General features: G+C 55.3%; 26 protein-coding genes and 1 pseudogene. 20 read left to right on the plus strand and 7 right to left on the minus strand.

Annotated features, from left to right (window positions below; genetic code table 11):
- The first annotated feature begins 9 nt into the window (after positions 1-9).
- Positions 10-843 carry an extracellular solute-binding protein gene (locus IPP88_00100; protein MBL0121181.1) on the plus strand — a complete coding sequence of 278 codons (834 nt, stop codon included), beginning with the start codon at positions 10-12 and terminating at the stop codon, positions 841-843.
- The gene (locus tag IPP88_00105; GenBank protein MBL0121182.1) at positions 843-2,072 is read left to right on the plus strand and encodes a molybdate ABC transporter substrate-binding protein; all 1,230 of its coding nucleotides are present in this window, start codon (positions 843-845) and stop codon (positions 2,070-2,072) included. The genes IPP88_00100 and IPP88_00105 overlap by 1 nt, the downstream gene beginning before the upstream one ends.
- A 73-nt stretch (positions 2,073-2,145) precedes the next feature.
- Here IPP88_00105 and IPP88_00110 read toward each other — a convergent pair whose 3' ends face one another.
- The 6 genes from IPP88_00110 to IPP88_00135 form a co-directional block, all read right to left on the minus strand.
- Complete coding sequence (locus IPP88_00110; protein MBL0121183.1) at positions 2,146-2,865, minus strand: sulfite exporter TauE/SafE family protein; 720 nt, start codon at positions 2,863-2,865, stop codon at positions 2,146-2,148.
- Between the two features lie 150 nt (positions 2,866-3,015).
- Complete coding sequence (locus IPP88_00115; GenBank protein MBL0121184.1) at positions 3,016-3,381, minus strand: LysR family transcriptional regulator; 366 nt, start codon at positions 3,379-3,381, stop codon at positions 3,016-3,018.
- 7 nt (positions 3,382-3,388) lie between these two features.
- Positions 3,389-3,703, minus strand: a complete 315-nt coding sequence (grxD, locus tag IPP88_00120) for a Grx4 family monothiol glutaredoxin (GenBank protein MBL0121185.1) — start codon at positions 3,701-3,703, stop codon at positions 3,389-3,391.
- 34 nt (positions 3,704-3,737) lie between these two features.
- The gene (gene prmC, locus IPP88_00125; GenBank protein ID MBL0121186.1) at positions 3,738-4,631 is read right to left on the minus strand and encodes a peptide chain release factor N(5)-glutamine methyltransferase; all 894 of its coding nucleotides are present in this window, start codon (positions 4,629-4,631) and stop codon (positions 3,738-3,740) included.
- Positions 4,628-5,710, minus strand: a complete 1,083-nt coding sequence (gene prfA / locus IPP88_00130; protein MBL0121187.1) for a peptide chain release factor 1 — start codon at positions 5,708-5,710, stop codon at positions 4,628-4,630. The genes prmC and prfA overlap by 4 nt, the downstream gene beginning before the upstream one ends.
- Before the next feature lie 125 nt (positions 5,711-5,835).
- Positions 5,836-7,098, minus strand: a complete 1,263-nt coding sequence (locus IPP88_00135) for a glutamyl-tRNA reductase (protein MBL0121188.1) — start codon at positions 7,096-7,098, stop codon at positions 5,836-5,838.
- Between the two features lie 279 nt (positions 7,099-7,377).
- Here IPP88_00135 and IPP88_00140 point away from each other — a divergent pair, with 279 nt between their 5' ends.
- The 13 genes and pseudogenes from IPP88_00140 (at position 7,378) to IPP88_00200 (ending at position 18,677) form a co-directional block, all read left to right on the plus strand.
- The gene (locus tag IPP88_00140; protein MBL0121189.1) at positions 7,378-7,938 is read left to right on the plus strand and encodes a glutathione peroxidase; all 561 of its coding nucleotides are present in this window, start codon (positions 7,378-7,380) and stop codon (positions 7,936-7,938) included.
- A gap of 73 nt (positions 7,939-8,011) precedes the next feature.
- Positions 8,012-9,736, plus strand: coding sequence for a type IV-A pilus assembly ATPase PilB (gene pilB / locus IPP88_00145; protein MBL0121190.1), 1,725 nt, complete (start codon positions 8,012-8,014; stop codon positions 9,734-9,736).
- Positions 9,737-9,774: 38 nt separating this feature from the next.
- Positions 9,775-11,010, plus strand: a complete 1,236-nt coding sequence (locus tag IPP88_00150) for a type II secretion system F family protein (GenBank protein ID MBL0121191.1) — start codon at positions 9,775-9,777, stop codon at positions 11,008-11,010.
- A gap of 35 nt (positions 11,011-11,045) precedes the next feature.
- The gene (locus IPP88_00155) at positions 11,046-11,930 is read left to right on the plus strand and encodes a prepilin peptidase (protein ID MBL0121192.1); all 885 of its coding nucleotides are present in this window, start codon (positions 11,046-11,048) and stop codon (positions 11,928-11,930) included.
- Positions 11,931-11,934: 4 nt separating this feature from the next.
- On the plus strand, positions 11,935-12,561 hold the full coding sequence (locus IPP88_00160; protein MBL0121193.1) for a dephospho-CoA kinase: 627 nt from the start codon (positions 11,935-11,937) through the stop codon (positions 12,559-12,561).
- A 79-nt stretch (positions 12,562-12,640) separates the two neighbouring features.
- Complete coding sequence (gene zapD, locus IPP88_00165) at positions 12,641-13,396, plus strand: cell division protein ZapD (GenBank protein ID MBL0121194.1); 756 nt, start codon at positions 12,641-12,643, stop codon at positions 13,394-13,396.
- A 2-nt stretch (positions 13,397-13,398) separates the two neighbouring features.
- Positions 13,399-13,650: a DNA gyrase inhibitor YacG gene (locus IPP88_00170; protein MBL0121195.1), complete on the plus strand. Its 252-nt coding sequence runs from the start codon at positions 13,399-13,401 to the stop codon at positions 13,648-13,650.
- 418 nt (positions 13,651-14,068) lie between these two features.
- On the plus strand, positions 14,069-15,217 hold the full coding sequence (gene coxB, locus IPP88_00175) for a cytochrome c oxidase subunit II (GenBank protein MBL0121196.1): 1,149 nt from the start codon (positions 14,069-14,071) through the stop codon (positions 15,215-15,217).
- 120 nt (positions 15,218-15,337) lie between these two features.
- Positions 15,338-16,912, plus strand: a complete 1,575-nt coding sequence (ctaD, locus tag IPP88_00180; GenBank protein ID MBL0121197.1) for a cytochrome c oxidase subunit I — start codon at positions 15,338-15,340, stop codon at positions 16,910-16,912.
- A 13-nt stretch (positions 16,913-16,925) separates the two neighbouring features.
- On the plus strand, positions 16,926-17,066 hold the full coding sequence (locus IPP88_00185) for a hypothetical protein (protein MBL0121198.1): 141 nt from the start codon (positions 16,926-16,928) through the stop codon (positions 17,064-17,066).
- On the plus strand, positions 17,063-17,623 hold the full coding sequence (locus IPP88_00190; GenBank protein ID MBL0121199.1) for a cytochrome c oxidase assembly protein: 561 nt from the start codon (positions 17,063-17,065) through the stop codon (positions 17,621-17,623). The genes IPP88_00185 and IPP88_00190 overlap by 4 nt, the downstream gene beginning before the upstream one ends.
- A pseudogene (locus IPP88_00195) lies at positions 17,623-17,798 on the plus strand (DUF2970 domain-containing protein). The gene IPP88_00190 and the pseudogene IPP88_00195 overlap by 1 nt, the downstream one beginning before the upstream one ends.
- Positions 17,799-17,810: 12 nt before the next feature.
- The gene (locus tag IPP88_00200) at positions 17,811-18,677 is read left to right on the plus strand and encodes a cytochrome c oxidase subunit 3 (protein ID MBL0121200.1); all 867 of its coding nucleotides are present in this window, start codon (positions 17,811-17,813) and stop codon (positions 18,675-18,677) included.
- 73 nt (positions 18,678-18,750) lie between these two features.
- On the opposite strand, the gene IPP88_00205 is transcribed toward IPP88_00200, so the two are convergent.
- Positions 18,751-18,942: a twin transmembrane helix small protein gene (locus tag IPP88_00205; GenBank protein ID MBL0121201.1), complete on the minus strand. Its 192-nt coding sequence runs from the start codon at positions 18,940-18,942 to the stop codon at positions 18,751-18,753.
- Positions 18,943-19,032: 90 nt separating this feature from the next.
- Here IPP88_00205 and IPP88_00210 point away from each other — a divergent pair, with 90 nt between their 5' ends.
- From IPP88_00210 to IPP88_00230, 5 genes are all read left to right on the plus strand, one after another.
- Positions 19,033-19,815, plus strand: a complete 783-nt coding sequence (locus tag IPP88_00210; protein MBL0121202.1) for an SURF1 family protein — start codon at positions 19,033-19,035, stop codon at positions 19,813-19,815.
- The gene (locus tag IPP88_00215; GenBank protein ID MBL0121203.1) at positions 19,812-20,384 is read left to right on the plus strand and encodes a cytochrome C oxidase subunit I; all 573 of its coding nucleotides are present in this window, start codon (positions 19,812-19,814) and stop codon (positions 20,382-20,384) included. Before IPP88_00210 ends, IPP88_00215 begins: the two co-directional genes overlap by 4 nt.
- 113 nt (positions 20,385-20,497) lie before the next feature.
- Positions 20,498-21,406: a protoheme IX farnesyltransferase gene (locus IPP88_00220; GenBank protein ID MBL0121204.1), complete on the plus strand. Its 909-nt coding sequence runs from the start codon at positions 20,498-20,500 to the stop codon at positions 21,404-21,406.
- Positions 21,403-21,996, plus strand: coding sequence for an SCO family protein (locus tag IPP88_00225; GenBank protein ID MBL0121205.1), 594 nt, complete (start codon positions 21,403-21,405; stop codon positions 21,994-21,996). The genes IPP88_00220 and IPP88_00225 overlap by 4 nt, the downstream gene beginning before the upstream one ends.
- Positions 21,996-22,346: a RidA family protein gene (locus IPP88_00230; GenBank protein MBL0121206.1), complete on the plus strand. Its 351-nt coding sequence runs from the start codon at positions 21,996-21,998 to the stop codon at positions 22,344-22,346. Before IPP88_00225 ends, IPP88_00230 begins: the two co-directional genes overlap by 1 nt.
- Position 22,347 lies beyond the last annotated feature (1 nt).

Below are 22,347 nucleotides of genomic sequence, written 5' to 3' on the forward strand. Positions count from 1 at the left end.
TCGGCATGTATGCGGGCATTGGTTCGCGCAATCGGTACGGCAGTATTGGCGGGAGCGATATCCCTGCCGGTAATGGCGCAGGATAAATTCATCGTGGTTGCGTCCACGACGTCAACGCAGGATTCAGGGCTGTTCGGTCACATCCTGCCGCTGTTCAAGGCGAAGACGGGCATCGACGTACGCGTCGTCGCGCAAGGGACGGGACAGGCTTTGGCCACGGCAAAGAAGGGTGATGCCGACGTCGTGTTTGTGCACGATAAGGTAGCCGAAGCAAAATTTGTGGAAGAGGGCTTCGGCGTCGACCGGCGTGAAGTGATGTACAACGATTTCGTCATCGTCGGGCCGAAGGCCGATCCGGCAAAGACTACCGGCAAGGATGTGATTTCGGCACTGAAAAAAATCGAGGCCGCAAAATCGCCATTTACCTCCCGCGGCGACAAGAGCGGTACGCACGCCGCGGAGTTGCGTTACTGGAAGGCGGCCGATGTCGATCCACAGGTTGGGAAGGGCGCGTGGTATCGCGAAACTGGTTCGGGTATGGGGCCGACGTTAAATACGGCGAGTGCGATGAATGCGTACGCGTTCACGGACCGCGGCACCTGGCTCTCATTCAAGAATCGCGGCGAGCTAACGGTACTGGTCGAGGGCGATACCAAGCTGTTCAATCAATATGGCGTCATGCTGGTCAATCCCAACAAGCATCCGCACGTGAAGAAAGAGTTGGGCATGCAATTTATCGACTGGATCACGTCGCCTGAAGGCCAGACGGCGATTGCTGCTTACAAGATTGAAGGGCAGCAGTTGTTCTTCCCAAACTATGTTGCGCTGAAGAAAGCGGCATGATGCGCACGCCGCTTCTCATCGCCATGGCGGTGAGCCTGTCCTCGCTGCTGGCTGTTTTACCCGTCACTTCCGCGGCCGGGCAAATCAGTGTCTACGCGGCGGGGAGCTTGCGTGGGCCATTGACGGAGGCTGCCCAGTCATACGAGCAGGCCAGTGGCGTGAAAGTCGCCCTGGTGTTTGGTGCGTCGGGGCTGCTGAAGGAGCGGATCGAGAAGGGTGAAACCGCTGACGTATTCGCGTCGGCGAATACCGAACATCCGCAAGCGTTGGCGGCAAGTGGCCGAATGGCAGCACCAGTGACCTTTACCCGCAATCGGATGTGCGCGCTGGCAGCGCCAACAATCGAAGTTACTTCCGCGACGCTTCTTGACCGAATGCTTCAGAGCGGTGTCAAGCTGGGCACCTCCACACCCAAGGCAGATCCCGCCGGCGATTATGCATGGAAGATATTTGAGAAGGCCGAAAAGGTTGTACCGGGCGCCTTTGCGAACCTCAGCACGAAGGCGCTGAAACTCACCGGCGGGCCGGACTCGCCGCCGCCCCCCAAAGACCGCAGCGGCTACGGAGAACTGGTGGCCACCGGCAAGGCCGATATCTTTTTGCTGTATTGCACCAGTGCGCTACAGGCCGTCAAGGAGCAACCACAACTCAGGCAGGTCGCATTGCCGCATTCGCTTGCTGTATCAGCCGACTACGGTGTCGCGATTGCCAAGAATGCCGGTTCCGGTGCACAAGGTTTTGTCGACTACCTCGTTTCAAACGCTGGCCAGAAATCTTTTGCACGATTCGGCTTTGCGCGCGTTGCGGGTTCGCACCTGACCATTCAGCTGCCATCCGGGCAGGCGCGCGAACTTTCGTACGCTGATATTCAAAAGCTGGAACCTTTCAACGTTTCCGCAAAGGCGCATGGCAAATCGCATGAATGGCAAGGGACCAAACTGATTACCTTGCTTGAAAGCGCCGGGTTCAAGTTCGAGAAGCCGTCCGGAGGCGGCGCATCGGTTCGCCAGTACCTCATTCTGGAAGCGGACGACGGCTATAAAGTGGTATTTGCGATGGGTGAACTCGATCCCATCATCACGACTTCACCACCGATGGTGGCATGGCGCCAGGATGGCAAGCCGCTGAGTGCGGATGAGGCGCCACTACGCCTGATCGTTGCCGGGGACCCGCGCGGGGCGCGACAGGTGCGAAAGATTTCCCGCATCACCGTTGGACAGACTGATTGACCGGCTGGTATTGAAACCAGTGAGTTAGCGGCGAGACGAAGGCCGAAAAAGCGTTGGCCTTCGTCGCGCTGCACTAAAGGTAGACCATGCCGATCAGTTTTCCTGCGGCGATGGTCATCACTAGCGCGAGCATCGCGATCAGCCAGCGATTGGTTAATTTGTTGAGACCCAGCCAGGTGCCGATCAAGGCGCCAACGACGGTTGCGACGATTAGCGGTGCGGCAGCATAGGGAATGGTCGCGAAAGAGAATGATCCATTGATCAATCCACCTGCCAGTCCAGCGACAGAATTCGCCATGATGAACGGGGCGGAAATACCCGCAGTGGCCTTGGGGCCCGCCCAACCCATCAGCAGCACGATTGGGCTTAGAAAAATGCCGCCTCCGGTCCCTGTAAGGCCGGATAGCATGCCAATGGCGGCGCCAATAAAAGGCGATACCCGAGGAGGAATCGCCACCGGAACTTCTCTGCTCTTTTCGGGATTCGTGAATGCCCGCCACCCCAGATAGGCGGCCGCGGACAACAGCACGATTCCAACCAGCGCTTGATAAACGTGCAACGGCAACTTGATGCCGCCGCCGAGAAACGCCAGCGGAATTGAGCCGAGCAGAAATGGCGCGACGACTTTCGCATCGACGTGACGCGCCTGGCGAAATCGCCAGGTCGTGAATGCTGCGACGACGATGTTCAACGTCAATGCCGTCGGCCGCATCGCCTCGGGCGCCACGCCCACCAGTGCCATTGCGGCCAGATAGCCGGATGCGCCAGCGTGACCGACTGAGCTGTATAGCATCGCAACCACGACGAAAATGGCAGCGAGTTGGAGAATCTGTAGTTCAGTCACAAGGAGGGCGACGACAAGCGGCGCGTTGAAATGGAAAGCGTAATATACCGGTGGCTATAACGCTCTGCAAATCTGTTCGCGCGTACGAATACTTCCGTTTTATTTGCGGGGTTTGTCGGCGAGCAGCGTGACGAGGGTCGTCAGTTCGCCGCGGATCGCGGCGTCAGTGCGCTTTTCCATTGAGCGAAAGTGCACCAATACCTTCGTGCCAAATTCTGTGAGGCGCGCGCCGCCGCCGCCGCCACCGCCCGTCGCCGTATCGACCAGCGGCTCCTTGAAGCAGCGGTTCATGGTATCAACCAGATTCCACGCCCGCTTGTAGGACATCTTCAATTGCCGGGCTGCGGCCGAGATTGAACCCGTCGCGCGAATGGCCTCCAGCAAGTCTGCCTTGCCGGGACCGATGGCGATCTCGTCGCCAAAATAGATACGAAATTTTGCGGACGCAATCTTGTGCGCCGCCATGGTGAATCTACTTCGCGGCGCCCAGCATCTGCTGCAGCTCGCCGGATTGATACATTTCTCTCATGATATCGGCACCACCGACAAATTCGCCGTTGATGTAGAGCTGTGGAATCGTCGGCCAGTTGGCGTATTCCTTGATGCCCTGGCGGACGTCGGCATCCTGCAGCACGTCGACGGTGAATGGCGCTTCTACCCCGCATGCTTTGAGCATTTGTGTCGCGGATGCGGAGAAGCCGCACATGGGAAATTGTGGCGAGCCCTTCATGTAAAGCACGACGGGGTGGGAAGTGACAGTTGCTTTTATTTGGTCTTGCACGTCCATGGGTTGCTCCAGTGAGAATTCGGTTATCGACATTCTAGCGAATTTGGCCGCCCGCCACGCGCGGAATACCTGCCAAATCCCTATATGAAATGAGGTTATCGAAGCCGGCTTTCAAGAGCAGGGTGCGGCATTCGTCGGCTTGGTCGTATCCGTGTTCCAGCAACAACCAGCCATAAGGAACAAGGTGGGCGGCAGCGCCGGCAATGATGGTGCGAATCGAATCGAGACCGTCCGTGCTTCCGTCCGTCAGGGCCGCTTGCGGTTCAAAACGCAGGTCACCTTGCACTAGGTGAATGTCGTTGCCGGCGACGTAGGGCGGATTTGATACGATGAGGTCGAACTTGCGGCCTGACAGTTCTGCGTACCAATTGCTTACGATGAAATCGACCATGGTGCCGAGTTTCTTCGCATTGAGGCGCGCCGTGTCCAACGCAGCAGGCGAAATATCTGTGGCGGTGACGGCAATGCCACCTTGACCATCTGGGAGTGTCAACGCCAGCGCAATCGAAATGGCGATCGCTCCGCTGCCGGTTCCCAAATCCAAAACGCCAGCACTGGGGCGGCTTTCCAGCCATTTATTCCCTGAAATGCGCGCCAGTGCTTGTTCTACGAGAAGTTCCGTTTCCGGACGGGGAATCAGTGTTTCAGGGGACACATGGAAATCTCGGCCATAGAATTCACGCGTGCCCAGCACGTATGCCATCGGTTCGCCGGACGCGCGGCGTGCGATCCATCCGCGCAGGATTTCTTCTTCGTCAACACTTAGCGTGCGCTCCGTATGCGCGATGACGTAGGCGCGTGTGGTACCAAGCGCTGCCGCGATGAGCATTTCCGCTTCGCGCTTGGCGATGGCGCGTTGCGCGAGAAACGTGCTGATGGACGTAGACAAGGTGAGTTGACCGGGCCGAGTCTGGATATGACCCGTCAAGCGCTCGTCGCCAGCGCCGCCAGCAGTTCTGCCTGATGTTCGGCGATCAACGCGTTGGTCAGTTCCGTCAAATCGCCATCCATGATGTTGTCGATCTTGTAGAGCGTCAGGTTGATGCGATGATCAGTGACGCGGCCCTGCGGAAAATTGTAGGTGCGGATGCGCTCGGAGCGGTCGCCTGAGCCAATCAGTAGTTTGCGTTCAGCTGCTTCCTTGGCGTTGGCTTCGCGAGTCTGTTTGTCCTTGATGCGCGCCGCCAGCACCCGCCACGCCTGTTCCTTGTTCTTGTGCTGCGAACGGCCGTCCTGGCATTCGACCACGATTCCGGTGGGGATGTGTGTGAGGCGCACCGCGGAATCGGTCTTGTTGATGTGCTGCCCGCCAGCGCCGGACGCGCGAAAGGTATCGACACGTACGTCGGAGGGATTGATCAGGATGTCGCTGACATCATCGGCTTCCGCCATGATCGCGACGGTCGCGGCCGAGGTATGAATGCGCCCCTGCGTTTCGGTGGCCGGCACCCGCTGCACGCGATGGCCGCCGGATTCGAATTTGAGGCGCGAATAGGCGCCCTGGCCGACGATGCGCGCGATGACTTCCTTGTATCCGCCGACTTCGCCCTGTGATTCCGATATGATTTCGACCTGCCAGCGCTGACGCTCGGCATAGCGGGTGTACATGCGAAACAGGTCGCCAGCGAACAAGGCCGACTCGTCGCCGCCGGTACCGCCACGAATTTCGATAAAGATGTTCTTGTCGTCGTTCGGGTCTTTCGGCAGCAATAGTTTCTGCAGTTCGACTTCCAGCGCGTCCAGCCGCGCCTTGCCGGCCTTGATTTCTTCGTCCGCAAACTCGCGCATTTCGGGATCGGCTGCCATTTCCTGGGCTGCGGCAATATCGGCCTCGGATTTCTGATAGTCCTTGAACAGTGCCACGACCGGTGACAGATCCGAGTGTTCGCGGGTGATCTTGCGATAGCTGTCCATGTCATTGACGACATTGGGGTCGGCCAGAAACCGGTCGAGTTCAATCAGGCGTTCGGCAAGTGAGGAAAGTTTTTTTTCGATGGATGGTTTCATGGGCGATACGGATTTGGTATTCGGACGCTTCAGGAGCGACGCACGCAAAAAATGTGGTCGACGGTGGAACGGGCGGCGTGGCGATTGGCAAGAAAACCAAGGTCACTGCAGATACCGGAGGATAGCTACGTCTCTTCCTGGTCCGGGTACAGTTTGCGCAAGGCGTCGGCGAGCGCCTCCCGTTCGGCACCGGTCGATCGATTCAGTGCCGCGAGTGGATGATGCAGGAATTTATTGGTCAGCCCGTGGGCCAGCATTTCGATGACCTTCGCAGGGTCTTCTCCGCGCGCCAGTAATTTGCCGGCACGTTCCAGTTCCAGCTTCCGGTATTGCTCAACCTTGCCGCGCAGTTGCTGGATCACCGGTACCGTTGCGCGTGAAGAGAGCCATGCCATGTATTCGGCCGTGCGGATTTCGATGATGGCGTCGGCTTCCTTGACCGCGCTCTCACGCTTCTCGCTGTTTTGCTGGATAACCTTGCCAAGGCTATCGAGCGTATAGAGAAACACATCGTCGAGGCCACCAACCTCGGCCTCAATGTCGCGAGGCACGGCCAAGTCAACCATGAACATCGGTTTGTGACGACGTTGCTTTAACGCACTTTCTATCATGCCCTTGCCGATAATCGGCAGTGTCGATGCCGTGGAACTGATGACCACATCGAATTCATGGATGCGCTCAGGCAACTGCTGGAGCGTGATTGCGGTGGCATTGAAGCGTCCGGCAAGTTCCCGGCCGCGGTCGAGTGAACGATTGGCGACCACCACCGAGCGTGGTGAGTGTGCAGTGAAGTGGGTGGCCGCAAGTTCGATCATTTCGCCGACGCCGATCAAGAGCAGCCTGGTGTCGCGCAGGTCACCAAATAATTGCTGCGCAAGCTTCAGTGCCGCCGCCGCCATGCTGACTGACGTCGCGCCGATTGCGGTATCCGTACGTACCTGCTTGGCGACTTTGAAGGTATCCTGGAACAACCGGTCCAATGCGCCGCCGAGCATGCCGGCTTCAGCGGCCACTTTCACCGCGAGCTTTACTTGGCCGAGAATTTGCGGTTCGCCCAATATCATGGAGTCCAGACCGCTTGCGACCCGAAACACGTGGCGCGCCACGTCCGCCTCGGCCAGATGATAGAGGTGGGGCCTGAGGTCGGTGCCCAACGCGCCGGGCAATGCGGCAAGCCACTCGCCGGCGCGTTCGGTCGCGGTGCCATTTGCCGCGCGGACATAGATTTCGGTGCGATTGCAAGTCGATACCATTGCAATTTCGTCGGCCGCCGTTTCGGCTTTCAGCGCCTCCAGTGCCGGACGTTGCGCTTCGAGCGGAAACGCAACGCGCTCGCGCACCTCGATGGGTGCGGTGCGGTGGTTGAGTCCGATAGCGTAAAGCGGCATGAACGAGGGCTTTGCAGTTAAATTGCAGGGGCAAAAGACCGCCGATTATAACAGCCACCCTTTTTGCATTCTGCGGGCAAGACCGAACTCGGGTTCGCCCGGTTTCGCGCAATTGTCGCCACTGCCTTCTTGCGACGACAATAAATTCTCTCCCTGTTCCACCATGAATATTTGTGTTGGTCCATCGCATCACCAACATGTGCGCATGTATCCATGGCAAGTGGGATTTGCTACTCTTATGACCCGCTGTTGCCATGTCGCAAATTTTCGGAGTTGACCATGCGAAATATTCAAATTGCCCGTGCATTGATGGCGGTTTTAGGGGTTCTGTCCACAAACCCGGCGGCTGCGGTGACGGAGTGCTCCCCGTTACTCGATCATCGTTTTCAGAGTCTTCAGGGTAAGCCCGTGGATTTATGCCAGTACCGAGGCAAGGTCCTGTTAGTGGTCAATACCGCGAGTTATTGCGGCTATACCGATCAATACAAGGGACTTCAAGCCCTGCACGACCGATATCAGGAGCGTGGATTGGTTGTCCTGGGCTTTCCGGCAAACGACTTTGGGAAACAGGAACCTGGCACCAATGTCGATGTAGCGGATTTTTGTGAACGCACCTACAAGGTGAAGTTTCCGATGATTGAGAAGACATCTGTCGTGGGGGCGCAGGCGAATCCCTTTTATGAAGCGCTATTCAAGGCGACAGGTGAGCGGCCGAAATGGAATTTTCACAAATATCTGGTGGCGGCTGACGGCAAGACCGTGAAAAGCTTTGCCAGCAACGTGGCTCCCGAATCTCCCCAAATTCAGGTGGAAATGGACAAGCTTATTTCGGCAAAATAGCTGATTCTTTACAAAGCGTTAGCGTACGTGCATGATGTAGTTTCTTGAAATCAATGTTAGGCTGTTTCAGATCATGTCCGCTGTTGCCGCAACATCATCCAGTCCACTGAGCCGCGCATTGGTGCAACAGGGTCGGCTCGTCCAGGGTGACGCGAATTCGATCCAAGCAGAAGCCACTAGAGCGGGCGTCACGTTTATCGAACAACTGGCCGCGTCGAAGAAGATTTCAGCCCGGGACGTTGCATTGTTCGCCGCCCAGACTTTCGGGGTGCCATTGCTGGATTTGAGCGCAGTCGACCAGGATCTATTGCCGGTCACGCTGGTGGACAACAAACTCGTTGGCAGCAAACGGGTGATTCCGTTGCAAAAACGCGGCCATCGCCTGTTTCTGGGCATGTCGGATCCCACGAATGAACAACTGCTTTCCGAGCTGAAGTTTGCAACAGGGTTGACGGTTGAGCCGGTCGTCGTTGAAGAAGACAAACTCGCGGCGCTCATCAAGAGATTCGGTGAAAGTGCCGCCAAGTCGCTGGATATGATGATGGGCGACGATATGTCGCTCGACAATATTGACCTGGGCGCGGGAGACGAGGCTCAGGGTGACTCGACGGCCGGTGCGCCCGATGAAATTGATGACGCGCCGGTGGTCAAGTACGTACATAAGGTTTTGATTGATGCCATAAACGGGGGCGCATCCGACATACATTTTGAGCCCTACGAGAAGTTCTACCGCATTCGCTATCGTACAGATGGCATTCTTGCTGATGTCGCGCAGCCGCCACTAGCGATCAAGGAGAAAATTGCTTCCCGCATCAAGGTGATTTCCAGGCTCGATATCGCGGAAAAGCGCGTGCCGCAGGATGGCAGGATGAAACTCCGGCTGTCCCCCACGCGCGCAATCGATTTCCGGGTGTCGACCCTACCGACGATTTACGGCGAGAAGATTTGCATGCGGATTCTCGATCCGTCGAGCGCGACGCTCGGCATCGAAGCGCTGGGCTATGAGCCTGAGCAGAAGGCCGCGCTTATGCAAGCCATCAGCCGGCCCTACGGAATGGTGCTGGTGACGGGTCCAACCGGGTCGGGTAAGACAGTCTCGCTCTACACTTGCCTCAATATCTTAAACAAACCAGGAATTAACATCTCGACGGCAGAAGATCCCTGTGAAATCAATTTGCCGGGCATCAACCAGGTGAATATAAACGACCGTGCCGGACTAACCTTTGCCGCCGCGTTGAAGGCGTTTTTGCGCCAGGATCCGGACATCATCATGGTTGGCGAAATTCGCGATCTTGAGACCGGTGAAATTGCGATCAAGGCCGCCCAGACCGGCCACATGGTACTGTCAACGCTGCACACCAACGACGCGCCTTCAACGCTCACTCGGCTGATGAACATGGGGGTTGCCCCATTCAATATTGCGACGAGCGTGATTCTGATCACTGCCCAGCGCTTGGCGAGGCGGCTCTGCTCTTGCAAGCGGCCTATCGAAATACCGAGGGAGGCACTGTTGCGGGCGGGTTATCTGGAAAGTGAGTTGGATGGCACTTGGCAGCCATACGGCCATGTAGGGTGTGACATATGCAAGAATACCGGGTACAAGGGGCGGGTCGGCATCTACGAGGTCATGCCGATTACTGACGAAATGCAGCGAATCATCATGAAGAATGGCACTGCAATCGATATCGCCGATCAGGCCAGGAAGGAAGGCGTGTATGACTTGCGCCGGTCAGGTTTGCGGAAAGTAAGGGCAGGCCTGACTTCGCTGGAAGAAATCGAAGCGGTCACAAATGAGTAGCGCCGTTGATGTTCATGTTTGAATTTAAGGAGTAGCTCATGGCTACCACAGCAGCTTCAGCGAAAGAATCCCGGGACGTCAAAGTCTACATTTTTACCTGGGAAGGCAAGGATCGGTCCGGGAAAAATATCAAGGGCGAAATGCGGGCATCGGGTGAGAATATCGTCATCGCAACCCTGCGCCGGCAGGGTATTGCCAATCCAAGGGTCAAGAAACAGTCCCGCGGTGGCGGCAAGAAAATCACCGATCAGGACATCACTTTTTTCTCGCGGCAGCTGGCGACAATGATGAAGGCGGGCGTGCCGCTTCTGCAGTCTTTCGATATCGTGGCCAAAGGCCACAGCAATCCATCGGTCACGCGACTGTTGTTGGACATCAAGACGGAAGTCGAGACCGGCAGCAGCCTGGCCCAGGCGTTCCGCAAATATCCGTTGTACTTTGACAATCTGTTCTGCAACCTGGTTGCGGCGGGCGAACAGGCCGGTATTCTTGATACCTTGCTTGATCGGCTGGCCACCTACAAGGAAAAAATCCTCGCCATCAAGGGCAAGATCAAGAAGGCACTCTTCTACCCCATGGCGATCCTGGTGGTGGCGTTCATTGTCACCGCGGTCATCATGATTTTTGTGATTCCGCAGTTCAAGTTGCTCTTCACCAGTTTCGGCGCCGACCTTCCTGCACCGACGCAGATAGTGATGAAAATGTCCGAAGGATTCGTCAAGTATTGGTACATTATTTTTGGCGGGCTGGGTGGTGGAATATGGTTGTTTTTCAACACTTGGCGGCGCTCCGAAAAAATGCAATTCTTCATGGACCGATTGATGCTGAAAATACCGGTTTTTGGCGATCTGATCCGAAAGGCAACTATTGCCCGTTGGACGCGTACCCTCTCGACGATGTTTGCCGCGGGCGTTCCACTGGTTGAAGCGCTGGATTCCGTTGCGGGGGCGGCGGGCAACAGGGTGTACTACAACGCAACCAAGAAGATTCAACAGGAAGTGTCCACCGGTTCCAGTTTGACGGTGTCGATGCAGAATAGCGGCGTGTTTCCGAACATGGTGCTGCAGATGTGCGCGATCGGCGAGGAATCAGGGTCGCTGGATGGCATGTTAAGCAAGGTTGCCGATTTTTTCGAACGTGAAGTCGATGATGCGGTGGACGCGCTGTCGAGTTTGATGGAACCCATGATCATGGTTGTGCTGGGTGTGGTAATCGGCGGCCTTGTTATCGCGATGTACCTGCCGATCTTTAAAATGGGTCAAGCTGTCGCCTGACGAATCCAATCTTTTTCTGAGAAGAACAACAATAGATGGATGTTATTGACGCGTTTCGTGCGCAGCCGTGGTTCTTTGTTGGCACAGTGCTGGTCATCGGCATGATGGTAGGGAGTTTCCTGAATGTCGTGATTCATCGCTTGCCAAAGATGATGGAGAACGACTGGCGCCAGCAATGTGTCGAGTTCCTTCATCCCGAGGCCGCCGAAACGGCGGCCGAAGCTCCCAAGCCGCGATACAACCTGGTCATCCCACGATCAGCCTGCCCATCATGCGGCCACCAGATTTCGGCGATCGAAAACGTGCCGATCTTCAGTTATATGTTCCTGCGCGGCAAGTGCTCGGCCTGCAAAGCCCCGATTAGTATCCGTTACCCGGTCGTCGAACTGTTGACAGGGCTCGCGACTGCTTACGCCGCGTGGCGCTTCGGCGTCACGTGGACGACTGCATTTGCCATCTTGTACATTTGGGCGCTGGTGGCTTTGACTTTCATCGATGCAGACACAACCCTCCTGCCGGACGACATTACGCTGCCGCTACTTTGGCTCGGATTGCTCGTCAATCTTGGCGGCATGTTCGCTGACGCACAGTCGGCGGTAGTCGGTGCGGTCGCTGGCTATCTCATTCTCTGGATTGTCTATTGGGGTTTCAAGCTGCTGACAGGCAAGGAGGGGATGGGTTATGGCGATTTCAAATTATTGGCGGCGATCGGCGCATGGCTGGGATGGCAGATGTTGCCATTGGTTATTTTGCTCTCGGCGGTTGTTGGCACGGTTGTCGGTATCGCCGGAATACTGCTGCGCGGCCGCGAACGAGGGGCGAAATTGCCATTTGGGCCCTATCTCGCCGCCGCTGGGTTCATTGCGCTCTTCTGGGGCCAGAAACTGAATATGTGGTATCTGGGGCGCATGCCGACATGAACTCATGCCGACACCAAGTTACATCGTCGCGTTGACCGGGGGTATCGGATCGGGCAAATCCGTCGTTGCGGAACTGTTCGGCCAGCGTGGCGTGCATTGTGTGGACACTGATGCCATTGCCCATGCACTCACGGGGCCAGGTGGCCGCGCGCTGACGCCAATACGCAAGTCATTCGGCAGCTCGGTATTCACCGCCGCCGGTGCGTTTGACAGGGCGCTCATGCGTACTCGTGTCTTTGAAGATGCCGGCGCCCGCTCGGCGCTTGAAGAACTTCTTCACCCGATGATCCGTGAAGAAGTTGGCATGGCGCTGGTGTCGGAGGCAGCGTCGCGCGCGCCATACGTAATACTCGAAGTGCCATTGCTGTTTGAAACGATGGCCTATCGGCGCCTGGTCCGGCTGGCGCTGGCGGTGGATTGTCCGGTCGAGTTGCAGCGGATACGGGTGATGCAGCGCTCTGGTCTGGCGCGGCCAATGGTGGACCAAATAATCGCTTCGCAAGTTTCCCGATCATTGCGCCTGCAACTTGCGGATAACGTGATCTCGAATTCCGGAGACCCGTCGAAACTACCCCGCCAGGTGGAGTTCCTGCATGAGCACTACGAAAAGAGGGCAAGAATGGAAAGGTAGCCAGTGGCGAAAGCGGTGAGATTTGTAAACTCGCCGTCAATCGGTCACAATTCGCCGAGCCCATTGACCCACCCAGCGCGTGATTACATACGAATATCCACTCAATGAAAGAGTCCGCACCTTGTTGCGGCTGGAGGATTTGTTTGATCGCGTGGATTTTTTTGTGGCGCAAGAATCGCCACTGGACCATCAGGCGGGCTTGCTAAGTATTTTCGAGATCCTGGAAGTAGCCAGCCGTGGCGACTTGAAATCGGATTTGCTCCAGGAGCTGGACAGGCAGCGGCTGTTTCTCGAAGCATTGAGGAACAATCCGGCAATTTCCGAAGAAAAACTCGACTCGGTTGTGGGAGAAATTGAGCGCACTTTCGCGGATCTGCTGGCGTCATCGGGAAAGACCGGACAACATTTGCGCGAAAATGAATGGCTGATGACGATCAAACAGCGCGCCTCGATTCCAGGTGGCACCTGTGAATTTGATCTGCCGTCGTATCATCACTGGCTGCACCGGGCCAACTCTGAGCGGCGTGCAGACTTGGAGGCTTGGCTTGGCCCGTTGAATCCCATTGCGGCAGCGCTGAGAATTGTATTGCGGGTGTTGCGGGAAAGCGGCAAATCCGTGCCCCTCATTGCGTACAGCGGCGCGTTTCAGCAAATGCCGATGGAGCGTTCCGCGCACATGTTGCGGGTAACGCTGGTGCGTGATATGCCATGTGTACCGGAAATCAGCGCCAACAAATATGCGCTGAACATTCGCTTCATTCTTCCGGGCAGCGTCCAGCGTACCAAGCTGTATGAGTCAGACGTCGAATTCAACCTTACCTACTGTAATCTCTAGTCATGCTCCCTAAACGAGTGCGTTGTCCCCAGTGCGGGGCGATGGCGGAATACAAGTTGGATAATCCGTCCCGCCCATTCTGTAGCGAGCGATGCAAGCTCATAGACCTGGGCGCTTGGGCTGAAGAGCGATATTCGATTCCTGGCGCCGGGGCGCTGGCCGACGCGAGCGACCCTTTTCGAGCCGCCGATATTGACAAACCAGCCGACGATCCGCCCCTGTCGGTCGCTTTGAATCAGCGACTCGATTCGTAAATGCGGCAATGCGGATGTCTGCAGACGGGACTTTTCTTGTCACACCCAACCGGACTGCGATAAAATCGGCGTTTTGCCAAATCCGCCCTTGACCCTGGGAAGCGTTGTCTGTATTTGTGGGCGGCCAAGAAACCAATTGCAATCCTGTTGAAGAAATCCCGCTTCTTTTGAAGTGGAAAGGTTGCCGTTGGTTGCAAGATTGATGCCGAATGGTTGTTGGATGAGCAACCAATGGTGCAGTCTCGCGAGTTACCGAGGGCATTTGGGGTCAGGCAGGTCGGGGTGATTGCGTGGTAATTTGGGTACCACGGGTCGAACAATGCATGGGACGCTGCAAACAGAAATGTGGGCAGACTTTTGATATAAATCGCGGGCGATAAGCATGCAAAAAACTAGAATTTCACCGTTGCAACAACTCATGTCCATAGGCAACGCGCTATTGCTTTTGGTTCTGGCGCTTCCCGCATGGGCGAGTTATGACGTGAATATACCGCCGCCAGCAACGCCAGTTGCTTCGCAGATCTATGGATTGCACATGTACATTCTGTGGATTTGTGCGGTCATTTTTGTGATTGTGTTTAGCGCGATGTTTTATTCGATTTTCAAATTCCGTAAATCGAAGGGAGCGAAACCAGACGTCAATTTTCATGAAAGTACACTGATCGAGATCATCTGGACGATTATTCCATTCGTGATTCTGATCGCGATTGCAATTCCGGCGACTCGAACGGTGCTGGACATGAAAGATACGTCAAATCCCGATATGACGATCAAGATCACCGGCTTTCAGTGGGGCTGGCGCTATGACTACAGCGCCGATGACATGGGTTTTTACTCCAATCTTCTAACCCCATGGAGCCAGATTGGGCAGCCGAATGTCGAGGCAACTGAAAAGAAGGGCGACGACTACCTGGTGGAAGTCGATAACCCACTCGTAGTTCCAGTTGGCAAACGCATTCGCTTGCTCGTGACCTCAAACGATGTGATTCATGGCTGGTATGTTCCGCAACTCGGCGTTAATCAATACGGTATTCCCGGTTTTATCAAGGACGTGTGGTTCACCGCAGAAAAGGTTGGTACTTATCGTGGTCAGTGTAGCCAGATATGTGGGAAGCTCCATGGATACATGCCGATTGCCGTCGTCGTGAAGTCCGAGGCGGACTACGCAAAATGGGTTGAGGAAGCCAAAGGTAAGTGGAGTAACAAGGCGGCTGCGCCGGTCGTGGCGGTGGCCCCCGTGGAAGATGTGAGCAAGAAGTTCACGATGGCTGAACTGAAGTCCCAGGGCGAAAAAGTCTATGCTGCAAACTGTGTGGCTTGTCACCAGCCGAGCGGCAAAGGTATGCCGCCTGCATTTCCACCACTAGCGGGCTCCAAGGTGGTACTGGCATCCGCCGATCAGCAGATCAATATTGTGCTGAATGGAAGGCCGAATACCGCGATGGTGTCATTTGCGCGGCTTTCAAACACGGAACTGGCATCGGTAATTACGTACACCAAGAATTCGTTTGGCAACAGTACCGGAACACTCGTGCAGCCAGCTGATGTCAAGGCCGCGCGAAAATAAATTGTTGGCCACAAAACCACACATCATCCCATTTCTTAAAACGGCATAGCCGCTTAGAGATAGATTAGTCAGGAGATCGCCATGGCGAACGCAGCGATACACGCACCAGGAAGCGCCCCGATGCACGGGGACGATCACGCGCATGAACATCACGATCATAAAGGGCCGTGGACGCGCATTTTCACCACTACAAACCACAAAGATATTGGGAGTATGTATCTGTGGTTCGGGTTCCTGATGTTTTTCGTCGGTGGCGCGATGGCGCTCGGCATTCGAGCGGAATTATTTCGTCCCGGACTCCAATGGATGCAGCCAGAGTTGTTTAATTCGCTTACAACCGTCCATGCGCTGGTAATGATTTTCGGCGGCGTAATGCCGGCATTTGTTGGGTTTGCAAATTGGCTGATACCGATGCAGATCGGTGCGGCGGACATGGCGTTTCCGCGAATGAACAACTGGAGTTTCTGGATCATGATTCCGGCCGCCGTGCTTCTTATGGCGTCCTTCTTTGTGCCTGGCGGCGCTGCGGCATCCGGTTGGACGCTCTACCCGCCATTGGTTACGCAGGGCGGCATGGGTACCGACATGACGATTCTGGCCATACATCTGCTTGGCGCTTCGTCGATCATGGGTTCGATCAACATTATTACGACCATCCTCAACCTTCGCGCGCCCGGTATGACATTGATGAAAATGCCATTGTTCTGCTGGACATGGCTCATTACCGCGTATTTGCTGATCGCAACCATGCCTGTGTTGGCGGGCGCGGTCACCATGCTCCTTACTGACCGTCATTTCGGCACTAGCTTTTTCAATGCGGCCGGCGGCGGCGACCCGACCATGTTCATGCACATTTTCTGGTTTTTCGGGCACCCCGAAGTGTATATCCTGATCCTGCCGGCGTTTGGCATCGTCTCGCAGATCATCCCCGCGTTTTCGCGCAAGCCGCTATTTGGCTATGCGTCGATGGTGTATGCAACTGCTGCGATCGCGATTCTGTCGTTCATCGTATGGGGACATCACATGTTCACGGTGGGGATGCCGGCTGCGGGCCAGCTTTTCTTCATGTTTGCAACGATGCTGATCGCGGTGCCGACAGGCGTGAAAATTTTCAACTGGATTTCGACCATGTGGCGCGGATCGCTGACGTTTGAAACGCCCATGCTGTTCTGCATTGGTTTCCTGTGCATGTTCACGCTGGGCGGATTCTCCGGGTTGGTGCTAGCGATTGCCGCGGTCGATATCACCTTGCATAACACCTACTACGTGGTAGCGCATTTTCATTACGTGTTGTTTCCCGGGGCCATCTGGGGCCTTACCGCGGGCGTTTATTTCTGGCTGCCAAAATTCACCGGCAAGATGTACAACGAGACCCTGGGAAAATGGCATTTCTGGATATCGGCGATCGCCTTCAACATTACCTTTTTTCCCCAACACTTCCTGGGATTGGCTGGAATGCCACGGCGCATCCCTGACTACGCATTGCAATATGCCGAATGGAACATGATTTCGACTATTGGCGCATTTCTCCTTGGCTTCAGCCAGCTGATTTTCCTGTACAACGTGGTGACCACTATCCGTTCGGGCGAGAAGGCGAAAGACAAGCAGTGGGAGGGGGCGGATTCACTGGAATGGACGCATCTTCCCAGTCCAGTGCCCTACCACACGTTTGAAACGGCGCCCGTCATCAAGTAGCTATCATACGAACATGACCGAAGACAAATTTTCAGCAGGTGACGTGCCGGCGCGAAATACGCGGGGGAAATATGTCACGCTGGTCGTGTTGCTGCTATGGGTGGCTGCTGTATTGACGTTTACGTTTCTGAAGTTTTCCGGTGCCGTCAAATGAGCGAACATGCCATTGAAAGTCCGTTGCGCCGGGAGCAGCGTGAAAATGCGCGCGTAACGCTGAAAAAATTGCTGTTGATCGTTCCCGTGATGCTGGTGTTTTGTGCATCGATGGTGCCGCTGTATCGCCAGATTTGCGAGGTGTTGGGAATTACCGCGACGAAGGCGGTTGCGCAGAATACGCAGGTGGATACGGGGCGGACTGTTATGGTTGAGTTTGACTCGAATGTGAACCAGCATTTCGGCTGGCGCTTCGAGGCGGTCGAGAAGCGATTGGAGATTCATCCGGGCGCGGTGGTGACGATAAATTATCGCGTGACCAACACACTTCCGCATGCAACCACAGGGCGAGCCGTCCCCAGTTTTGGTCCATTGGAGGCGGGACTGTATTTCAACAAGATTGCTTGCTTCTGTTTCAGCAACCAGACGTTGCAGGCGGGTGAGACGCGCGATATGCCGGTGACATTTTTTGTTGACCCGAAGTTACCAAAGGATATTGGAGCGATCGCGCTTTCATATACATTTTTTGATGTGACCGACGAGCAGAAGAAATCCTGATGTGGGATACGCTCAAGGCGGTGATGTGGGGTTTTTTGGGCATTCGTAGCAGCAAGGGCTATGAGAACGATCAAAAGAAACTGAAAATTCATCATGTGATCGCAGCCGGTTTTTTTGCGCGTTAATTTTTGTGGTGAGTTTGTTTTTCCTGGTGAGAATGCTCACCGCCAAGTAAAGGGAGTTTCAATTGAGCACTGTGACTGGCGGATATTATTTTGCCCCACCCTCTAAATGGCCCGTAGTCGGTTCGACGGCGCTGTTTTTTTTCGCCTCCGGGTTGGTACTCTGGATGAACCAGATACAGCCTTGGGGAAATATCTCACTTCTGGTGGGGTTCTCTATCCTCGTGTACATGCTGTTTGGATGGTTCGGGGTCGTCATTCACGAAAGTGAAGGCGGCCTGTATAACAAGCAGGTGGATACCTCCTATCGCTGGAGCATGAGCTGGTTCATCTTTTCAGAGGTCATGTTTTTCGCGGCGTTCTTTGGCGCTTTGTTTTATGCCCGGACATTTTCAGTGCCATGGCTGGGTGAGATCGATAATTCGTTGATCTGGCAAGGCTATGATGGAAAATGGCCGACTGTCGGTCCCTACCTGGAAAGGGATCCCGCCTTTGCATTCGCCTCGATGAGTGCCTGGGGCATACCGCTGCTGAACACGGCGCTGCTACTGTCTTCAGGCGCCACGGTCACTTGGGCGCACCACGCATTGAAGGCCGGTCATCGTGGACAGTTGATTCTGGGATTATTCCTGACGGTGGCACTTGGGTTCACCTTCCTGGGTTTCCAGATTTACGAGTATGTTCACGCTTACAGTGAATTGAATCTTAAGCTTACGTCGGGCGTGTTTGGGTCGACATTTTTCATGTTGACTGGATTCCATGGGTTCCACGTGACTTTGGGCGCCGTCATGCTGACGGTCATTTTGTTCCGTTGCATGAAAGGGCATTTCAAGCCGGACCATCATTTCGGTTTTGAGGCGGTGGCTTGGTATTGGCATTTTGTGGACGTGGTTTGGCTGGGGTTGTTTCTCTTCGTTTACGTGCTCGTCTAGAGCGATCCAGAATTGATCGTGAAAAAGGCCGCACAAATTGTGCGGCCTTTTTTGTTTGGCAGGACTTTGGCCGCTACTTCCCGGGTATCCATCCCATGAAATAACCGGCAATCACGATCAGAAAGATAGTGACGGAGAGCGCGACGCGAATCGTCAGCGCAATCACGGTGCGTCGCGATTGCCCCTTGTCCCGATACATGAAATAGAGGCCGCTGAACAGGCTCAGAACGACCAGAAACAGCAGTATCACCAGAGTTATTTTCATTGCTTTACTTGCGCAAGAGCGGAATCACCCCTGTGCAGAACGGTCAAAGTTGTCCAATCAGTAGTCTACTGCGTCTGCCCTTCATTACCGATGAATTTCTCCTTTCCAAGGCTGCGCTTCAAGCCAACTCTCGTGCCGACGCTGGCTGCGTTGGCAATGGTCTTTGTGACGGGATATCTGGGACATTGGCAGCAGGAGCGAGCCGCCGAGAAGCGTGCGTTGCAGCGTGAATATGACATCCGCAACGCTCAGCCTCCGCTAAGGCTTGATACCCGCACGCGTGACCGGGCAATGCGCTACCGCCAGGCGGTGGCAGAGGGCGAGTGGCATGCGCCAGGGCAAATTTATGTCGACAATCAGGTAAAGCATGAAGTGGCTGGCTTCCACGTGATCACACCCCTGAAACTGCAGGGCGTTGAAGGCTACGTTCTGGTCAATCGAGGCTGGATCGCGCGTGGGCCGAATTACCCATTGCCACCTGTTGCGGCTGTTCCTGCCGGGCGCGTCGCGGTCATCGGGCAGTTGACCATACCTTCCGATCGCTTCATGGAGTTGTCAACGAATTCCATCCAGGGGCCGGTATGGCAGAATCTGACCATTGAACGTTACCGCGCCGCGACGGAGCTTGATGTATTGCCTTTCGTCCTGCTTGCCCACGATGCGCCCCCGCCAATGGAGCCAATTGTCGAGCGTCCTGATGCGCGAGCAGACAAGCACGTCGAGTACATGTTGACCTGGTATTCGCTTGCCGCAACAGTCGTTGTCCTTTGGCTGGTACTGAATACAAAGCGTGCGGCGTCCAATATTGCGGGGGCATTTGAAGATGCGGTAAGCCCCAGCGCATCGTCGAACTGGAAAGAACACAACCCATGACCCAACGCACAAAATTTCTGTTGCTTGTCGCTCTGTTCATCGTCCCGACAATTGCGTCGTTTATTGCGTTCTATTTTTTTCCGCCAAGCAAGACGACAAACTACGGCACGCTGATATCGCCTGTCATCGTCTTTCCGCAGGCGCCAACGATCAGACTGGATGCAGGCAAGGATCCGCTCGTACCCAGTCTTCGCGGGAAATGGCTGATGATTACCCGCGATAGCGGGCTTTGCCAGGCGGCATGCCAGAAAAAACTCTACGCGATGCGACAGGCTCGGCTGATTCTCGGTCGCGATCAGGATCGTGTGTTGCGCGTTGTGCTGGTAGATGACGATGTACCACCAGCTTTGTCGCTACAGAATACTTACGAAGGAACGCTCTGGATATCTGCCAAGTCGCACCCCTGGCTTGTTGCATTGCCAAGTTCACCGGAGGATGCGTCGGGCAGAGGTTCCATTTACGCGGTTGACACGCTGGGCAATTTATTTATGCGCTACACCGGCGACCCAGATATCAAGCGATTGTCAAATGACATACAGCGTGTGCTCAAGGCATCACAGATTGGCTGACCATGACGTAAGCAGGCAACTGGCCCAACGGTATAATGGTGCCGCCGATGCATTGACGATGCGCAAGTGTTGTCTATCAATTCACAAACGACCAAGTACGGACCCGTCATCAAATGTCTCAACAAATAGCCTCCCTTCCTCAGCGTGGTGTGATGGTTCAGTTTCTCGAGCTGACGAAACCGCGTGTCAATGCGCTCATTGTTTTTACGGCGATCATTGGAATGATGCTTGCCCACCCGGTAGGAATAGAGTGGGACTTGCCGCTGATGCTCATCGCAACGGTTGGCATCTCATTGGTTGCTGGCGCGGCGGCGGCGTTTAACTGCCTGGTCGAGCAACAGATTGACCAGAAGATGGCGCGTACGCGCGCACGGCCAACAGCAGCCGGTTCGATTTCAACTTGGCAGGTTTTGGCGCTTGCCGGTATTGTTGGTGGCGCCGGACTTCTCGTCCTGTACCGATATGTGAATCCGCTCACCATGTGGTTGACCCTTGCCACATTCGTCGGATATGCGATCGTTTACACCGTCATTCTCAAACCGGCAACGCCGCAAAATATCGTCATCGGTGGTGCATCCGGTGCCATGCCGCCAATTCTGGGCTGGGCTGCGGTGGCGGGCGTCGTGGATCCACATGCGCTCTTGCTGTTCCTGATAATTTTCGCGTGGACGCCGCCGCACTTCTGGGCCCTGGCGTTATATCGCAAGAATGAATACGCCAAGGCGGGCGTGCCAATGCTTCCGGTGACACACGGTGATGACTTTACCAAGTTGCACCTGTTGCTCTACACGTTTTTGCTGGCAGCAGTCACTTTGCTGCCGTTTGCGGTAGGCATGAGCGGCTGGATCTATCTGGTGTCCATCGTGATCCTCAATGGATACTTTCTCAATTTCGCCATCAAGCTCTATCGTGATTACAGTGATGCGCTGGCGAGGAGAACGTTTGCTTTTTCGATACTCTATTTGTCACTCCTGTTTGCCGCGCTGCTCATCGATCATTACGCCGCGCTGGTACTGCAATGAAACTTCTTCACGGTGCGCTTGCCGCCTTGCTAGTGGCGCTTTTGCTGGCCGCCTGCGAAAGCAAGCCGGTATTCAATTCTCTTGACGTTGCCGGCATTCAAGGCTACGGCAGCGATTTCCGGTTGATCGACCACACCGGAAAGCCGCGCACCATGGCGGATTTTCGCGGCAAGGTCGTGGTGATGTTTTTTGGCTATACGCAATGCCCGGATGTGTGTCCCACCACATTGTCGGATATGCGTCAGGTGATGGAAAAACTGGGGAAAGATGCGGCGCACATGCAGGTGCTGTTCGTGACGGTGGACCCAAAGCGCGATACGCAAGAATTGCTTTCGAAGTATGTGCCCGCGTTCAATCCAACATTTATCGGGCTGTACGGAGATCAAGCGGCGACCGACAAAGTCGCCAAGGATTTCAAAATCGTGCATCAGATTCAGGAGGGCAAGACGCCCGAAAGTTACACGATTGCACACACCGCGGCATCGCTGGTCTTCGATCCAAAGGGGCAGCTTCGGCTCTTTGTCAGTTATGGCATGGATGTCAACAAGCTGACCGCGGATATCAAGCTTCTGATGAAAGGAACTACCTAATGGCGATTCAGCGTTTTCACGTCGGTGCGCGGTTGTCGGAAATGGCGATCCACAATGGCACTATTTATCTGGCGGGTCAGGTTGCGGGCGATCCTTCGCAGGACATTACGGGACAAACCCGGCAAGTTCTGGCGGCCATCGACAAGTTGCTAGCGGAAGCCGGCAGTGACAAAACAAACATACTGTCGACGACAATTTATATCACCGACATGGACGATTTTCCCGCGATGAACGCCATATGGGATACATGGGTTGTTCCCGGTGCGACACCGCCGCGCGCAACCGTCAAGGCGCAACTCGCCAAGCCGGCTTACAAGGTCGAGATTCAGGTTATCGCGGCTCAGCCTTGAT

The organism is Betaproteobacteria bacterium, assembly GCA_016720925.1.
Classification (GTDB): domain Bacteria; phylum Pseudomonadota; class Gammaproteobacteria; order Burkholderiales; family Usitatibacteraceae; genus UKL13-2.

What these genes read in the sequence shown, in the direction of transcription:
- IPP88_00150 (MBL0121191.1), top strand. Translation starts at nt 9,775, where the DNA reads ATGGCTACCACAGCAGCTTCAGCGAAAGAATCCCGGGACGTCAAAGTC.
- IPP88_00160 (MBL0121193.1), top strand. Translation starts at nt 11,935, where the DNA reads ATGCCGACACCAAGTTACATCGTCGCGTTGACCGGGGGTATCGGATCG.
- IPP88_00140 (MBL0121189.1), top strand. Translation starts at nt 7,378, where the DNA reads ATGCGAAATATTCAAATTGCCCGTGCATTGATGGCGGTTTTAGGGGTT.
- IPP88_00215 (MBL0121203.1), top strand. Translation starts at nt 19,812, where the DNA reads ATGACCCAACGCACAAAATTTCTGTTGCTTGTCGCTCTGTTCATCGTC.
- IPP88_00225 (MBL0121205.1), top strand. Translation starts at nt 21,403, where the DNA reads ATGAAACTTCTTCACGGTGCGCTTGCCGCCTTGCTAGTGGCGCTTTTG.
- grxD (MBL0121185.1), bottom strand. Translation starts at nt 3,703, where the DNA reads ATGGACGTGCAAGACCAAATAAAAGCAACTGTCACTTCCCACCCCGTC.
- IPP88_00155 (MBL0121192.1), top strand. Translation starts at nt 11,046, where the DNA reads ATGGATGTTATTGACGCGTTTCGTGCGCAGCCGTGGTTCTTTGTTGGC.
- IPP88_00230 (MBL0121206.1), top strand. Translation starts at nt 21,996, where the DNA reads ATGGCGATTCAGCGTTTTCACGTCGGTGCGCGGTTGTCGGAAATGGCG.
- IPP88_00185 (MBL0121198.1), top strand. Translation starts at nt 16,926, where the DNA reads ATGACCGAAGACAAATTTTCAGCAGGTGACGTGCCGGCGCGAAATACG.
- IPP88_00105 (MBL0121182.1), top strand. Translation starts at nt 843, where the DNA reads ATGCGCACGCCGCTTCTCATCGCCATGGCGGTGAGCCTGTCCTCGCTG.
- pilB (MBL0121190.1), top strand. Translation starts at nt 8,012, where the DNA reads ATGTCCGCTGTTGCCGCAACATCATCCAGTCCACTGAGCCGCGCATTG.
- IPP88_00170 (MBL0121195.1), top strand. Translation starts at nt 13,399, where the DNA reads ATGCTCCCTAAACGAGTGCGTTGTCCCCAGTGCGGGGCGATGGCGGAA.
- IPP88_00100 (MBL0121181.1), top strand. Translation starts at nt 10, where the DNA reads ATGCGGGCATTGGTTCGCGCAATCGGTACGGCAGTATTGGCGGGAGCG.
- IPP88_00205 (MBL0121201.1), bottom strand. Translation starts at nt 18,942, where the DNA reads ATGAAAATAACTCTGGTGATACTGCTGTTTCTGGTCGTTCTGAGCCTG.
- IPP88_00190 (MBL0121199.1), top strand. Translation starts at nt 17,063, where the DNA reads ATGAGCGAACATGCCATTGAAAGTCCGTTGCGCCGGGAGCAGCGTGAA.
- IPP88_00210 (MBL0121202.1), top strand. Translation starts at nt 19,033, where the DNA reads ATGAATTTCTCCTTTCCAAGGCTGCGCTTCAAGCCAACTCTCGTGCCG.
- IPP88_00110 (MBL0121183.1), bottom strand. Translation starts at nt 2,865, where the DNA reads ATGCTATACAGCTCAGTCGGTCACGCTGGCGCATCCGGCTATCTGGCC.
- IPP88_00115 (MBL0121184.1), bottom strand. Translation starts at nt 3,381, where the DNA reads ATGGCGGCGCACAAGATTGCGTCCGCAAAATTTCGTATCTATTTTGGC.
- IPP88_00220 (MBL0121204.1), top strand. Translation starts at nt 20,498, where the DNA reads ATGTCTCAACAAATAGCCTCCCTTCCTCAGCGTGGTGTGATGGTTCAG.
- coxB (MBL0121196.1), top strand. Translation starts at nt 14,069, where the DNA reads ATGTCCATAGGCAACGCGCTATTGCTTTTGGTTCTGGCGCTTCCCGCA.
- IPP88_00135 (MBL0121188.1), bottom strand. Translation starts at nt 7,098, where the DNA reads ATGCCGCTTTACGCTATCGGACTCAACCACCGCACCGCACCCATCGAG.
- ctaD (MBL0121197.1), top strand. Translation starts at nt 15,338, where the DNA reads ATGCACGGGGACGATCACGCGCATGAACATCACGATCATAAAGGGCCG.
- prfA (MBL0121187.1), bottom strand. Translation starts at nt 5,710, where the DNA reads ATGAAACCATCCATCGAAAAAAAACTTTCCTCACTTGCCGAACGCCTG.